The sequence below is a fragment of the Streptomyces sp. C1-1 genome, assembly GCF_050214755.1.
GTDB lineage: Bacteria > Actinomycetota > Actinomycetes > Streptomycetales > Streptomycetaceae > Streptomyces.
In genome coordinates this window covers 3,222,465-3,235,682 of record NZ_CP189826.1, presented here as the reverse complement: position 1 = coordinate 3,235,682, position 13,218 = coordinate 3,222,465, and the positions used below count along the sequence as shown (strand labels likewise).

Below are 13,218 nucleotides of genomic sequence, written 5' to 3'. Positions count from 1 at the left end.
CCCGTAGGAGACCTGTAGTCTCCCCGGCATGCTGCACTTTCCCGGTCACGGTCATCGCCGCCGGCCCGACGACGTCGTGATCGGTCCACTCGATCTGTCCGCCCGGGTCGACGAGGCGCTCGCCGTGCAGGCCGTGGCCTTCGGACTGGGCGCCGACGAGGTCGCCGTGCGCCGGCAGATCGTGCTGCGGCACATGACCTACCCGGGGGCCCGCGCGCTCGGCGCCACCCTGCCCGACGGCACTCTGGTCGGCTTCGTCTACGGCATGCCCAACGACCGCGGCCACTGGTGGTCGACGGTCGTGGAGCCGTACCTGCGCGCGCACGGCCGTGAGGAGTGGCTGGACGACTCCTTCGTCATCACCGAGCTGCACGTCCACCCCGGTCACCAGAACCGTGGCGTCGGCCGCTCGCTCATCACGGACATCACCGACGGCGCGGCCGAACCCCGCTCGATCCTGTCCGCGATCGACACCGACAGCCCGGCCCGCGGCCTCTACCACTCCCTCGGCTACCAGGACCTGGCCCGCCAGGTCCTCTTCCCGAGCGCCCCCAAGCCGTACGCGGTGATGGGCGCCACCCTCCCACTCCGTCGCCGATAACGGATTTCCACCGGCGCAGCAAGCCCGGCTAACCTCCTTGCCATCACCGTTTTCCCGGCAGGAGTACGAGAACCATGGCCAACGCACCGGTCCAGCGCATGTCCCAGTTGATGGCGAAGACGCTGCGCGACGACCCGGCGGACGCCGAGGTCCTCAGCCACAAGCTTCTCGTCCGCGCCGGCTACGTCCGCCGGACGGCGGCCGGCATCTGGTCGTGGCTGCCCCTCGGCAAGAAGGTCCTCGCCAACATCGAGCGGATCGTCCGTGAGGAGATGGACGCGATCGGCGCCCAGGAGGTGCTGCTGCCCGCCCTCCTGCCGCGGGAGCCGTACGACGCCACGGGCCGCTGGGACGAGTACGGCCAGGAGCTGTTCCGGCTGAAGGACCGCAAGGGCGGCGACTACCTGCTCGGCCCGACCCACGAGGAGATCTTCACCCTGCTGGTGAAGGACCAGGCGTCCTCGTACAAGGACCTGCCGGTCATCCTCTACCAGATCCAGCACAAGTACCGTGACGAGGCCCGTCCGCGGGCCGGCATCCTGCGCGGCCGCGAGTTCCTGATGAAGGACTCCTACTCCTTCGACCTGGACGACGAGGGCCTCGGCCGCTCCTACGCCCTGCACCGCGAGGCCTACCGGCGGGTCTTCGAGCGCCTCGGCCTCGACTACCGCATCGTCGCCGCCACCGCCGGCGCCATGGGCGGCTCGAAGTCGGAGGAGTTCCTCGCCCCGGCCGGCGCCGGCGAGGACACCTTCGCCGACTGCCCCAACTGCGACTTCGCGGCCAACACCGAGGCCATCACGTACGAGCTCAAGCCGGTGGACGCCACGGGCGTGCCCGCGCTCGAGGAGATCCCGACCCCGGACACCCCGACGATCGAGACCCTCGCCGCCCACCTCGGCGTCGAGGCCTCCGCAACCCTCAAGAACCTCCTGGTCAAGGTCGACGGCGAGATCGTCGCCGTGGGCGTGCCGGGTGACCGCGAGGTCGACATGGGCAAGGTCGAAGCGCACTTCGCCCCGGCCGTCGTCGAGATGGTCACCGAGGCGGACTTCGCCGGCCGCCCGGACCTGGTGCGCGGCTACGTCGGCCCGCAGGGCCTGGGCGAGAAGGTGAAGTACGTCGCCGACCCGCGCGTGGCCCCCGGCACCGCCTGGATCACCGGCGCCAACAAGGAGCACACGCACGCGAAGAACGTCGTCGCGGGCCGTGACTTCGAGGTCGACGAGTACGTCGACGTCGTGGTCGTGCAGGAGGGCGACCCGTGCCCGAAGTGCGGCACCGGCCTCAAGCTGGACCGCGCCATCGAGATCGGCCACATCTTCCAGCTCGGCCGCAAGTACGCCGACGCACTCAAGCTCGACGTCCTCGGCCAGAACGGCAAGCCGGTCCGCGTCACCATGGGCTCCTACGGCATCGGCGTCTCCCGTGCCGTCGCCGCGCTCGCCGAGCAGACCGCCGACGAGCAGGGCCTGTGCTGGCCGGCCGAGGTCGCCCCGGCCGACGTGCACGTGGTCGCGGCCGGCAAGGCGCTGCAGACCGAGCTGGCGCTGGAGGTCTCCGAGAAGCTGCGGGCCGCGGGCCTGCGCGTCCTGGTCGACGACCGGGCCGGGGTGTCGCCGGGCGTGAAGTTCACCGACTCCGAGCTGATCGGCGTACCGAAGATCCTGGTCGCCGGCCGCCGGGCCGCCGACGGCGTGGTGGAACTGAAGGACCGCAGGACCGGCGAGCGCGAGGAGCTGACGGTGGACGAGGCGATCGCCCGCCTCAGCGCATAAAGGAACTCCTCAGAAACGTCTCGGGGTGCCTAAAGGCACCTCACAGACTTCTCTGAGGTCCGTGCCCGACCTTGGTGTGTGACAGCACGTCACCAGGGAGGGAACGGCAATGACGAACAGGGAACGAGGTGCCGTCGCCGCGGTCCGCAGAGGGGCCCGGCGCACGGCGGCGACAGCGACGGCCGTCACACTGGCGGCCGTCGCCGGAACATTCGCGCTGATCGGCACGATGCACACGGACACCGGCGCCGTGTCCTCGACGACGAACAGCAGCAGCGGCTCGAGCCAGTCCGGGGACAGCAGGACGAGCTCGTCCTCCTCGTCCGGTGGCCTCACCGCCCCCAACGGCAGCGGCTCCGCCGACTCCACGTCGGGGGCGTCGTGATGAGCGGCACCCTCCGGCCCCGCACCACGGCCGGCACCGAATGGCGCGCCCTCGGCACCACGGTCCGCCTGGTCGTCACCGACCCGGCCCTGCTGGACTCCTGCAACCTGCTCCTGGCCCGGCACCTCGCCGCCGTCGACGCCGCCTGCAGCCGCTTCCGCGCCGACTCCGAACTCGCCGCCCTCGACGCGAGCGAGGGCCGCCCGGTCCGGGTCGGCCCGCTGCTCGCCGAGGCCGTCTCGGTCGCCCTGCGCGCGGCCGAGACGACCGACGGCGCCGTCGACCCGACGGTCGGCTCCGCGATGGACGCCATCGGCTACGACCGCGACTTCACCCTCGTCCAGGACGACGACCGTCCGGTGCGGCTCACCGTGCGGCGCGTCCCCGGCTGGCGCACGGTCCGCATCGACCGCGCGGCGGGCACGATCGCCGTCCCGGCCGGCGTCCGCCTCGACCTCGGGGCCACGGCGAAGGCCTGGGCCGCCGACACGGCCGCCGCGCTGCTCGCCCGGACCGCCGGCTGCGGCGTCCTGGTCGGCCTCGGCGGCGACACCGCCGTCGCCGGCGAGCCTCCGGCGGACGGCTGGCAGATCCGCGTCCAGGACGTCACCGGCCCGGTCGACGACAGCCCCGCCGAGGGCCCGTACGCCATGGTCGGCCTGCGCGGTGGCGGCCTCGCGACCTCGGGCACGGCGGCCCGCAACTGGCGCCGCGGCGGCAAAACCCTCCACCACATCGTCGACCCCGGCACCGGCCTGCCGGTCCGCACACCATGGCGCACGGTCTCGGTAGCCGCCCCCACCTGCGCCGAGGCCAACGCGGCGACGACGGCGGCCCTGGTGAAGGGTGCGGCAGCGGAGCGGTGGCTGACGCGACGCGGGCTCCCGGCACGTCTGGTGAATGAGGAAGGCCTCGTCATGACGACGCCGGGCTGGCCGGCCGGCCCAAGGGGCGCGGGGCTGCGTCGATCAGCGGCTCCGCCGCGGAGCGCGACCAGCCCCCACCGGGGGGCAGCCGCATGACAAGCGAAACCCTCTGGTACGCCAACCGAGCCACCGGTGCCGTCTGCCTGATCCTCTTCACAGTCGTCGTACTCCTCGGCATCGCCGTCCGCCTGCGCAGCAGACTCCCCGGCCTCCCCCGCTTCGGCACCGTCACCCTCCACCGCACCCTCTCCCTCTCCGCGACGGCCTTTCTGGCCCTGCACATCGCGCTCGCGGTACTCGACGGCTACGTCGACATCAGCCCCACCGACGTCCTGATCCCCTTCGTCTCCGCCTACCAGCCCCTCTGGCTCGGCCTCGGCACGGTCGCCCTCGACCTGATGCTCGCCGTCCTGATCACCAGCCTCCTGCGGGAACGCATCGGCCACCGCACCTGGCGGGCCCTGCACTGGCTGGCCTACGCCTCCTGGCCCGTCGCCCTGATCCACGGCATCGGCATCGGCACGGACACCGGCACCGACTGGATGACCTGGCTGACGGTCTCCTGCGTGGCCGCCGTCGCCGCCGCCGGAGGCGTCCGCCTGGCCCACTCGGCCCGCGCCGCCCGCCGCACCCCCGCAGCCGTTCTGCGCACGGCCGAAGGAGCCCGCTCATGACCGCCACCCACGCCGACCTGTACATGCCCCCGCGCCTGCTCGCACCCGGAGGCACCCCGGCCGACCTGCCCACACACGAACAGCGCTACGGCCCACTGCCGTACGGCGATCCGGCCGCGCTGCTGAGAGCCGTCACCGCGTCCGGCCTGACCGGCCGGGGCGGAGCGGCCTTCCCCGTGCACCGCAAGATCGCCGCGGTCACCGAGGCGGCCCGGCGCACCGGCCGGGCCCCGGTGGTCGTCGCCAACGGCGCCGAGGGCGAGCCCGCCAGCCGAAAGGACAGGACGCTGCTCGCCCTGTCGCCGCACCTCGTCCTGGACGGCATCCAGGTGGCGGCGCAGACGGTCGGCGCCGAGGAGGCGTACCTCGCGGTCGGGGAGGGCGCGTCCTACCTGGAGGCGGCCCTCGCCCACCGCGCGGACCCGGTCGCCGTCACCGTCGTACGGCTGCCCCGGCGGTTCCTGTCCGGGCAGGCCTCGGCGCTCGCCCGGTTCGTCGGCGGGGGCGCCGCGCTGCCTGGGCACCAGAGCCCGCCGGTACGGGAAGAGGGCGTCCACCGGGCCCCCACCCTGGTGCAGAACGTGGAGACCCTGGCCCACCTGGCCCTCGTCGCCCGCTACGGCGCGCAGTGGTTCCGCTCGGCCGGCACCGCCGCCCAGCCGGGCAGCGCGCTGTGCACGGTGCTTGTGCCGGGCCACCGGCCGCGCGTGATCGAGGCCCCGTTCGGCATGCCCCTGCACCGCCTCCTCCCCATGGACGGCGCGTCCGCGGTCCTCCTCGGCGGCTACCACGGCACCTGGATCCCGGCGGCACAGGCGTCCGGAATCCCGCTGGACGCCTCGACGATGGGCGCCGGAGTCCTGGCCGCCCTCCCGGCCGAACGCTGCGGCCTCGTGGAAACGGCCCGGGTCCTGCGCTGTCTGGCCCTCCAGTCGGCCGGCCAGTGCGGTCCCTGCCTCAACGGCCTGCCCCGCATCGCGGCCGCCTTCCAGACCCTGGCGACCCCGGGCCCCCAGGGCACCGCCCGCACCGACGTGTCCCGCTGGTCCGGCCTAGTGGAGGGCCGCGGCGCCTGCCACCACCCGGACGGCACGGCCCGCCTGGTCCGCAGCGCGATGACGACGTTCGCGGCGGAAATCGACGCCCACGCAAGGGGCTTGTGCACGCGAAGCGACCGCACGCCTCTGCTCCCCGTACCCCAGGAGGCCTGAGATGGACCAACGGGTCGACATCGACTGGACGTCCTGCCAGGGCCACGGCCTCTGCGCGGAACTCCTCCCGGAGCACATCACCCTGGACGAGTGGGGCTATCCCCTCGTGGCTGGTACCCCACTCCCGTCGCACACAGTGAAACGCGCCCGCAGAGCAGCGGCCGACTGCCCGGTCCTGGCCTTGAAGCTGACGGCCGGGCAAGCGCCCCTGCAGGGGCGCGGGGCTGTGTCGATCAGCGGCTTCGCCGCGGGGCGCGACAAGCCACGTCCGACCCGCAGCCCGAAGTCAACCGCGCCCCCCGAGCCGGTCCGCCCCTAAAGCCACCCGGCGAATTCGAGCAACAGCTCCGCATCCTTCGGCCGCCCCACCCGAAGGGCCCGCACCCCCGACTCCACGGCCCGGAACAACGTCCACCCCCGCAACCGCTCCTGGTCCACGTCCAGCGACTCCGCGAGCCGTTTCACCCGCCGCCGGGTCGTCGCCGCCCCCGACGGCGAGGCGATCAGGTCCTCCACCCGGTCCCGCACCAGCCGGGCCAGATCGAACGCGCACTCGCCCACCACCGGATCGGGCCCCACGGCCAGCCAGGGCATCCGCTCACCCGCGAGAACCTTGCTCTGCCGGAACGTCCCGTGCAGCAGCAGCCGCTCGGGCGGCGCGGCCAGCAGCTCGGCCCGCGCCGTGAGAGCCGCGTCCACGAGCGCCACGACCTCCGCGCCCGCACCGGCCCGCATGGCCGCCGCCTGCCGCTCGGTCCGTTCGGCGACGCTCTCGAAGACGTGGTCGGCCGGCGGCTCCACCCATAGCCGCCGCAAGGTCCCCGCCGCCTCCAGCAGCGCCTTCGCCTCGGGCAGCGACCGCACCGACACGTCGGGATGCAGCCGTTCCAGCAGCAGCACACCTTCCTGCGAGGACTCCTCCACGAGCTGCACGGCACCCGCCCCGCCCCAGCGCGCCAACGCCGCCCGCTCGGCCTGAGGCCGGAACCGCGGCGGGGCCAGCTTGAGCACGGCCGGGCTGCCGTCGGAGCGCCGGACCAGCACCACCAGGCTGCTGCGGCCGCCGGGCACCTGCACCCGCTCCACGCTCAACTCGCGCAGCGCGACGGCCCGCTGCGCCGCCTCGGGCAGCTTCTCCAGCCAGTCGTCACCGTCCGGTGCCGTCTCGCCGAGCGCCCTCACCAGACGCTGCGGCGGTTCGAATGCCATGCGCGAGTCGTTCCCTTCGCTGCCGGTCAAGCCGAGGGCGTCGGCGATGCGGACGTGGTGGCCGCCCGCTCCGCGAGCCCAGGGAAGGCTACGCTCTCCCCGCTCCAGCGCACCGCCCGCACCGCCGCCTCCCGCAGGGCCCGCGCGGCCGCGTCGCGCCGTGTGCCGCCGGTGGCCCGCACCACGTCGGAGTACACGTCGGCCACCCGGTCCTCCAGTTCGGCGGCCAGCCGCACGGCCGCGGCCGAGTCCGGCACCGGGAACGGCAGCGCGTACCCGGCCGCCGCGGCCACCGGCGTGCCGCCGAGGCCCCGGATGTCCCGGACCAGCGCGTCGCGCCGGGCGCGGTGGGCGTCGTACGCCGCCCTGGCCTCCGTACGACGGCTCTCGCCGATCCGGCCTCCGACCACGCCGTAGCCGTACACGGCGGCATGCTCGGCGGCCAGCGCCGCCTGCAGGGCCTTCAGGGTCTGCCGCTCGCTCACCGGGCACCCTCCGTCAGCAGAAAGGCGTGCACCGCGCCGGCCGCCGCGACCGACGCCATCAGCCGCGCCAGCTCGCCGGGTACCTCGAGCAGCGCGGCCGTCCGGCTGTCGGCGAGGGCCCGCTCGGCGGCGGCGAGCCCGGTGAGGGCCTCCTTCTCGTCCACCGGCGGGGAAGCCGAGGCGGAAGGGGAGGCGGAAGGGGAGTCGGAAGGGTGCGCCTTGGGGGAAGCCTTCCCCGTGGCCTTCCGTACCCCGCCGAACGCCTCCGTGTGCCGGACCAACTCCGCCCGCAACGGCGCCAGGTGCTCCGCCAGCCCCGGGAACGCGGCGATCGCGGCGTCGTAGCGCTCCACCAGCCCCGCGCTGTCCCGTGCCGCACGCGCGCGTACCCGCTCGGCGACCGACGGGCTGCCGCCGGTGCTCCGGGAGTCCCCGGAGCCGCTTGAGCAGCCCGCCAGCAGGGCGGCGCCGGCGGCCGAGGCGAGCAGGGATCTTCTGCGCGTCCCCGAGGGGATGCGCGGCGGTGGGGGGTACGGCACGGCTTACGTCCTCGGGGGGCTCGTACGAACACACGGGCGGGAGACCGGCCCGCCGTGATCACGGTACCCGCGTCGCCGTCCGGTGCCGCTCATCGGCACCGCCCCTACGCACTGGACGGCAACACCCCTTGCGACCGGATACCCTTTGACCAGACACGCGACCCATCCCACAACAGCACACGCGGCCGAGGAGTCACCCGGATGAGCACCACCCAGAGCGAGAGGCTGCGAGAGCTCCTGGAACCGCTCGTCACCTCCCAGGGCCTGGATCTCGAAGAGATCGCGGTGGACTCCGTCGGACGCAAGAGAGTGCTGCGCGTAGTCGTCGACTCCGACAGCGGAGCGGACCTGGACCAGATCGCCGATGTGAGCCGCGCGCTCTCGGCGAAGCTCGACGAGACCGACGCGATGGGCGAGGGGGAGTACACCCTCGAGGTCGGCACCCCGGGCGCGGAGCGCCTCCTCAAGGAGCACCGCCACTACGTGCGTGCCGTGGGCCGCCTGGTGAAGTTCCAGCCCGCCGAGGGCGGGGAACTGGTGGCCAGGATCGTGAAGGTGGACGACGAGGGCCTCGACCTCGAAGTGCCCGGCGTCAAGGGCCGCAAGGCCACCAGCCGCAGACTCGCCTTCTCCGACATCGACCGGGCGCGCGTGCAGGTCGAGTTCAACCGCAAGGAAGACGACAAGAACACCGAGAAGGAAGAGGAGGCGTAGCCGTGGACATCGACATGAGTGCCCTGCGGGGCTTGGTACGGGAGAAGGAGATCTCCTTCGACCTGTTGGTCGAGGCGATCGAGTCGGCCCTCCTCATCGCCTACCACCGCACCGAGGGAAGCCACCGCCACGCGCGCGTGAAGCTCGACCGCGAATCCGGTCACGTGGTCGTGTGGGCGAAGGAAGACCCCGAGGACCTCGAGGAGGGCCAGGAGCCCCGCGAGTTCGACGACACCCCGTCCGACTTCGGCCGTATCGCCGCCACCACCGCCAAGCAGGTCATCCTGCAGCGGCTGCGCGACGCCGAGGACGACGCGACGCTCGGCGAGTACGCCGGCCGCGAGGGCGACATCGTCACCGGCGTGGTCCAGCAGGGCCGCGACCCGAAGAACGTGCTCGTGGACATCGGCAAGCTCGAGGCCATCCTGCCGGTGCAGGAGCAGGTGCCTGGGGAGACGTACCCGCACGGCATGCGGCTGCGGTCGTACGTCGTACGGGTGGCGAAGGGCGTCCGCGGTCCGTCCGTGACCCTGTCGCGCACGCACCCCAACCTGGTGAAGAAGCTCTTCGCCCTGGAGGTGCCGGAGATCGCCGACGGGTCGGTCGAGATCGCCGCGATCGCCCGCGAGGCGGGTCACCGCACCAAGATCGCCGTACGGTCCACCCGTTCGGGCCTGAACGCCAAGGGCGCCTGCATCGGTCCCATGGGCGGACGTGTGCGCAATGTCATGGGCGAGCTGAACGGTGAGAAGATCGATATCGTCGACTGGTCGGACGACCCGGCCGAGATGGTCGCGAACGCGCTCTCACCGGCCCGGGTCTCCAAGGTGGAGGTCGTCGACCTCGCCGCCCGCTCCGCGCGCGTGACGGTGCCGGACTACCAGCTGTCGCTGGCGATCGGCAAGGAGGGCCAGAACGCCCGCCTGGCCGCCCGCCTGACCGGCTGGCGGATCGACATCCGCCCCGACACGGAGCAGACCGGGGAATAGATCCAAGCCGCACGTCGCTTGGATCACGACAACAACCGTTCGATTCCTCACCCAGAGGGGTGAGGTCGGTACGGGGAGGTAGACTTAGCAGTGTCTGGCCGGACGCCCGCCCGAGCATGCCCTGAACGCACCTGTGTGGGGTGCCGGGAACGAGCGTCCAAGCCGGATCTGTTGCGGATCGTGGCGATCAAGGACGAGTGCGTCCCTGATCCTCGCGGTACGCTGCCCGGCCGGGGTGCGTATGTACACCCCGCGCTGGTCTGTCTCGACCAGGCGGTACGCCGCCGGGCGTTCACGCGGGCGTTGCGCGCCCCGGGAGCGCTCGACATTAAGGCGTTGCGCCATTACGTCGAACAGTCAGAGAGTTGCTGAGCAGGCAACACCGAAAGACGTGTCGTGCGGAACCTCCGTACGGCCTGGTACCCCGCGAGTTGGAAGTAGGTCGAGATTGCGATGAGCACTCGATGAGCACGCGATGAGTACGCCCATGAAGTAGCGACGGTCCGGACGCACCCGGACCTAAAAGGAGCGAAGTGGCTAAGGTCCGGGTATACGAACTCGCCAAGGAGTTCGGGGTTGAGAGCAAGGTCGTCATGGCCAAGCTCCAGGAACTCGGTGAATTCGTCCGTTCGGCGTCTTCGACCATCGAAGCGCCCGTAGTCCGCAAACTGACGGACGCCCTCCAGCAGGGCAACGGAGGCGGCAAGTCCGCCCCCGCACGCAAGGCCGCCCCGGCTCGTCCGGCGGCCCCCTCTCCCGCGCAGGCCGCCCGTCCGGCCGCCCCGCGCCCGCCGGCCCCCAAGCCGGCCGCCGCCGAGAAGCCCGCGGCTCCGGCCGCGCCGGTCTCTCCCGGCCCCCGTCCCACCCCGGGCCCGAAGCCCGCGCCGCGGCCCGCCCCGGCGTCCCCGGCTCCGACGACGCCCGAGTTCACGGCACCCCCGTCGGCTCCGGCGGCCCCCGCCTCCCAGGGCTCCGGCCCGCGTCCGGGCGCCCCGCGTCCCAGCGGCCAGGCCCCCCGTCCGGGCGCCGCGCGTCCGGGTGGCCCCGGCCAGGGCGGCCAGGGCCGTGGTGACCGCGGCGACCGTCCCGGCGCCCCGCGTCCGGGTGGCCAGGCGCCGCGTCCCGGCGCCCGTCCGGCCGGTCCCCGTCCGGGCAACAACCCCTTCACCTCCGGCGGCTCCACCGGCATGGCGCGCCCGCAGGCGCCCCGTCCGGGCGGCGCCCCGCGTCCCGGCGGCCCGGGTGGCGCCGGTGCTCCCGGCGGCGCTCCGCGTCCGCAGGGTCAGGGTGGTCCCCGTCCCCAGGGCGCGGCGGGCGGTCCCCGTCCGCAGGCTCCGGGTGGCGCTCGTCCCACTCCGGGCGGCATGCCCCGTCCGCAGGGCGGTCCCCGTCCCGGCGGCGGCCCCGGCGGCCCGCGTCCGAACCCCGGCATGATGCCGCAGCGTCCCGCGGCGGGTCCGCGTCCCGGTGGCGGTGGCCCCGGCGGCCGCGGTCCCGGTGGCGGCGGTCGTCCCGGTGGCGGCGGCGGTCGTCCGGGCGGTGGCGGCTTCGCCGGTCGTCCGGGTGGCGGTGGCGGCGGCTTCGCCGGTCGTCCCGGCGGTCCCGGTGGCGGTGGCGGCGGCTTCGCCGGTCGTCCCGGTGGTCCGGGTGCGGGCGGCGGCGGTCGTCCCGGCTTCGGCGGTCGTCCCGGTGGTCCGGGCGGTCGTGGTGGCACGCAGGGCGCCTTCGGTCGCCCCGGCGGTCCCGCGCGCCGTGGCCGCAAGTCGAAGCGGCAGAGGCGCCAGGAGTACGAGGCCATGCAGGCCCCGTCGGTCGGCGGCGTGATGCTGCCTCGCGGCAACGGCGAGTCCATTCGCCTGTCGCGCGGTGCGTCGCTCACCGACTTCGCGGAGAAGATCAACGCCAACCCGGCGTCGCTCGTCGCGGTGATGATGAACCTCGGCGAGATGGTCACGGCCACGCAGTCCGTCTCCGACGAGACGCTGCAGCTCCTCGCCGACGAGATGAACTACACGGTTCAGATCGTCAGCCCCGAGGAGGAGGACCGCGAGCTGCTCGAGTCCTTCGACATCGAGTTCGGCGAGGACGAGGGCGGCGAAGAGGACCTGGTCGTCCGTCCGCCGGTCGTGACCGTCATGGGTCACGTCGACCACGGTAAGACCCGACTGCTCGACGCCATCCGCAAGACGAACGTCATCGCGGGCGAGGCCGGCGGCATCACCCAGCACATCGGTGCCTACCAGGTCGCCACCGAGGTCAACGACGAAGAGCGCAAGATCACCTTCATCGACACCCCGGGTCACGAGGCGTTCACCGCCATGCGTGCCCGTGGTGCGAAGTCGACCGACATCGCGATCCTGGTCGTCGCGGCCAACGACGGCGTCATGCCGCAGACGGTCGAGGCGCTCAACCACGCCAAGGCGGCCGACGTCCCGATCGTCGTCGCGGTCAACAAGATCGACGTCGAGGGCGCCGACCCGACCAAGGTGCGCGGTCAGCTGACCGAGTACGGCCTGGTGGCCGAGGAGTACGGCGGCGACACCATGTTCGTCGACATCTCCGCCAAGCAGGGTCTGCACATCGACTCCCTGCTGGAGGCCGTGGTCCTCACCGCCGACGCCTCGCTCGACCTGCGGGCCAACCCGAACCAGGACGCGCAGGGCATCTCGATCGAGTCCCGCCTCGACCGCGGCCGCGGTGCCGTCTCCACGGTCCTCGTCCAGCGAGGCACGCTGCGGGTCGGCGACACGATGGTCGTGGGCGACGCCTACGGTCGCGTCCGCGCCATGCTCGACGACAACGGCAACAACGTCGCCGAGGCCGGACCCTCGACGCCGGTCCAGGTCCTGGGCCTGACCAACGTCCCGGGTGCGGGCGACAACTTCCTGGTGGTCGACGAGGACCGTACGGCCCGTCAGATCGCCGAGAAGCGCGCCGCCCGTGAGCGCAACGCCGCGTTCGCCAAGCGCACGCGCCGTGTCTCCCTCGAGGACCTGGACAAGGTGCTCAAGGCCGGCGAGGTCCAGCAGCTCAACCTCATCATCAAGGGTGACGCTTCCGGTTCCGTCGAGGCGCTCGAGTCGTCCCTGCTCCAGCTGGACGTCGGCGAAGAGGTCGACATCCGCGTCCTGCACCGCGGCGTCGGTGCGGTCACGGAGTCGGACATCGACCTGGCGATGGGCTCCGACGCCATCGTGATCGGCTTCAACGTCCGCGCGGCCGGCCGCGCGGCGCAGATGGCCGAGCGCGAGGGCGTGGATGTCCGGTACTACTCGGTCATCTACCAGGCGATCGAGGAGATCGAGGCGGCCCTCAAGGGCATGCTCAAGCCGGAGTACGAGGAGGTCGAGCTCGGCACGGCGGAGATCCGCGAGGTCTTCCGTTCGTCCAAGCTGGGCAACATCGCGGGTGTGCTCATCCGCTCCGGCGAGGTCCGACGCAACACCAAGGCGCGCCTCATCCGCGACGGCAAGGTCATCGCGGAGAACCTCAACATCGAGGGTCTGCGTCGCTTCAAGGACGACGTCACCGAGATCCGCGAAGGGTTCGAGGGCGGTATCAACCTCGGCAACTTCAACGACATCAAGATCGACGACGTCATCGCGACGTACGAGATGCGAGAGAAGCCGCGCGGCTGATCCAGCACGCGATCGGGGCCGGTCGGCGAGGAAGTTCCCTCACGGAATTTCCGTCGATCGGCCCCGGCC

At 72.8% G+C, this 13,218-nt stretch carries 14 protein-coding genes; 11 read left to right on the top strand and 3 right to left on the bottom strand.

The genetic code is table 11. The annotated features are described in order from the left end of the window. The first annotated feature begins 28 nt into the window (after positions 1-28). The 7 genes from ACQF4J_RS14550 (at position 29) to ACQF4J_RS14520 (ending at position 5,894) form a co-directional block, all read left to right on the top strand. Positions 29-601: a GNAT family N-acetyltransferase gene (locus ACQF4J_RS14550; RefSeq protein ID WP_351568108.1), complete on the top strand. Its 573-nt coding sequence runs from the start codon at positions 29-31 to the stop codon at positions 599-601. Positions 602-675: 74 nt separating this feature from the next. Next, positions 676-2,379: a proline--tRNA ligase gene (locus ACQF4J_RS14545; protein ID WP_351568106.1), complete on the top strand. Its 1,704-nt coding sequence runs from the start codon at positions 676-678 to the stop codon at positions 2,377-2,379. A gap of 109 nt (positions 2,380-2,488) precedes the next feature. After that, entirely contained in the window at positions 2,489-2,764 is a 276-nt protein-coding gene (locus ACQF4J_RS14540) for a hypothetical protein (RefSeq protein WP_351805072.1), read from the top strand. Continuing rightward, a complete protein-coding gene (locus ACQF4J_RS14535; RefSeq protein WP_427165772.1) occupies positions 2,764-3,786 on the top strand; it encodes an FAD:protein FMN transferase in 1,023 nt (340 codons plus the stop codon). The genes ACQF4J_RS14540 and ACQF4J_RS14535 overlap by 1 nt, the downstream gene beginning before the upstream one ends. Continuing rightward, the gene (locus tag ACQF4J_RS14530; RefSeq protein WP_351568098.1) at positions 3,783-4,364 is read left to right on the top strand and encodes a ferric reductase-like transmembrane domain-containing protein; all 582 of its coding nucleotides are present in this window, start codon (positions 3,783-3,785) and stop codon (positions 4,362-4,364) included. Before ACQF4J_RS14535 ends, ACQF4J_RS14530 begins: the two co-directional genes overlap by 4 nt. Then, positions 4,361-5,575 carry an NADH-ubiquinone oxidoreductase-F iron-sulfur binding region domain-containing protein gene (locus ACQF4J_RS14525; protein WP_427165771.1) on the top strand — a complete coding sequence of 405 codons (1,215 nt, stop codon included), beginning with the start codon at positions 4,361-4,363 and terminating at the stop codon, positions 5,573-5,575. The genes ACQF4J_RS14530 and ACQF4J_RS14525 overlap by 4 nt, the downstream gene beginning before the upstream one ends. A 1-nt stretch (position 5,576) precedes the next feature. Beyond that, entirely contained in the window at positions 5,577-5,894 is a 318-nt protein-coding gene (locus ACQF4J_RS14520; RefSeq protein ID WP_351568092.1) for a ferredoxin, read from the top strand. On the opposite strand, the gene ACQF4J_RS14515 is transcribed toward ACQF4J_RS14520, so the two are convergent. Genes ACQF4J_RS14515 through ACQF4J_RS14505 form a run of 3 tightly spaced genes read right to left on the bottom strand, consistent with a single transcriptional unit; the run spans position 5,891 to position 7,808 of the window. After that, the gene (locus tag ACQF4J_RS14515) at positions 5,891-6,784 is read right to left on the bottom strand and encodes an aminoglycoside phosphotransferase family protein (protein WP_351568089.1); all 894 of its coding nucleotides are present in this window, start codon (positions 6,782-6,784) and stop codon (positions 5,891-5,893) included. The two genes, ACQF4J_RS14520 and ACQF4J_RS14515, sit on opposite strands and share 4 nt — an antisense overlap. Before the next feature lie 26 nt (positions 6,785-6,810). Further along, positions 6,811-7,269: a ferritin-like domain-containing protein gene (locus tag ACQF4J_RS14510; protein WP_427165770.1), complete on the bottom strand. Its 459-nt coding sequence runs from the start codon at positions 7,267-7,269 to the stop codon at positions 6,811-6,813. Further along, positions 7,266-7,808, bottom strand: coding sequence for a hypothetical protein (locus ACQF4J_RS14505; protein ID WP_427165769.1), 543 nt, complete (start codon positions 7,806-7,808; stop codon positions 7,266-7,268). The genes ACQF4J_RS14510 and ACQF4J_RS14505 overlap by 4 nt, the downstream gene beginning before the upstream one ends. Before the next feature lie 201 nt (positions 7,809-8,009). Here ACQF4J_RS14505 and rimP point away from each other — a divergent pair, with 201 nt between their 5' ends. The 4 genes from rimP (at position 8,010) to infB (ending at position 13,149) form a co-directional block, all read left to right on the top strand. Then, complete coding sequence (gene rimP / locus ACQF4J_RS14500) at positions 8,010-8,522, top strand: ribosome maturation factor RimP (RefSeq protein WP_351568080.1); 513 nt, start codon at positions 8,010-8,012, stop codon at positions 8,520-8,522. 2 nt (positions 8,523-8,524) lie between these two features. Then, positions 8,525-9,511 (top strand): transcription termination factor NusA, encoded by a 987-nt coding sequence (gene nusA / locus ACQF4J_RS14495; protein WP_142142876.1) that lies wholly within the window; start codon positions 8,525-8,527, stop codon positions 9,509-9,511. Positions 9,512-9,601: 90 nt separating this feature from the next. Then, positions 9,602-9,883 (top strand): YlxR family protein, encoded by a 282-nt coding sequence (locus tag ACQF4J_RS14490; protein ID WP_351568077.1) that lies wholly within the window; start codon positions 9,602-9,604, stop codon positions 9,881-9,883. Positions 9,884-10,044: 161 nt separating this feature from the next. Continuing rightward, the gene (infB, locus tag ACQF4J_RS14485; protein WP_351568074.1) at positions 10,045-13,149 is read left to right on the top strand and encodes a translation initiation factor IF-2; all 3,105 of its coding nucleotides are present in this window, start codon (positions 10,045-10,047) and stop codon (positions 13,147-13,149) included. The last annotated feature ends 69 nt before the right edge of the window (positions 13,150-13,218 follow it).

What these genes read in the sequence shown, in the direction of transcription:
- ACQF4J_RS14550 (WP_351568108.1), top strand. Translation starts at nt 29, where the DNA reads ATGCTGCACTTTCCCGGTCACGGTCATCGCCGCCGGCCCGACGACGTC.
- ACQF4J_RS14545 (WP_351568106.1), top strand. Translation starts at nt 676, where the DNA reads ATGGCCAACGCACCGGTCCAGCGCATGTCCCAGTTGATGGCGAAGACG.
- ACQF4J_RS14540 (WP_351805072.1), top strand. Translation starts at nt 2,489, where the DNA reads ATGACGAACAGGGAACGAGGTGCCGTCGCCGCGGTCCGCAGAGGGGCC.
- ACQF4J_RS14535 (WP_427165772.1), top strand. Translation starts at nt 2,764, where the DNA reads ATGAGCGGCACCCTCCGGCCCCGCACCACGGCCGGCACCGAATGGCGC.
- ACQF4J_RS14530 (WP_351568098.1), top strand. Translation starts at nt 3,783, where the DNA reads ATGACAAGCGAAACCCTCTGGTACGCCAACCGAGCCACCGGTGCCGTC.
- ACQF4J_RS14525 (WP_427165771.1), top strand. Translation starts at nt 4,361, where the DNA reads ATGACCGCCACCCACGCCGACCTGTACATGCCCCCGCGCCTGCTCGCA.
- ACQF4J_RS14520 (WP_351568092.1), top strand. Translation starts at nt 5,577, where the DNA reads ATGGACCAACGGGTCGACATCGACTGGACGTCCTGCCAGGGCCACGGC.
- ACQF4J_RS14515 (WP_351568089.1), bottom strand. Translation starts at nt 6,784, where the DNA reads ATGGCATTCGAACCGCCGCAGCGTCTGGTGAGGGCGCTCGGCGAGACG.
- rimP (WP_351568080.1), top strand. Translation starts at nt 8,010, where the DNA reads ATGAGCACCACCCAGAGCGAGAGGCTGCGAGAGCTCCTGGAACCGCTC.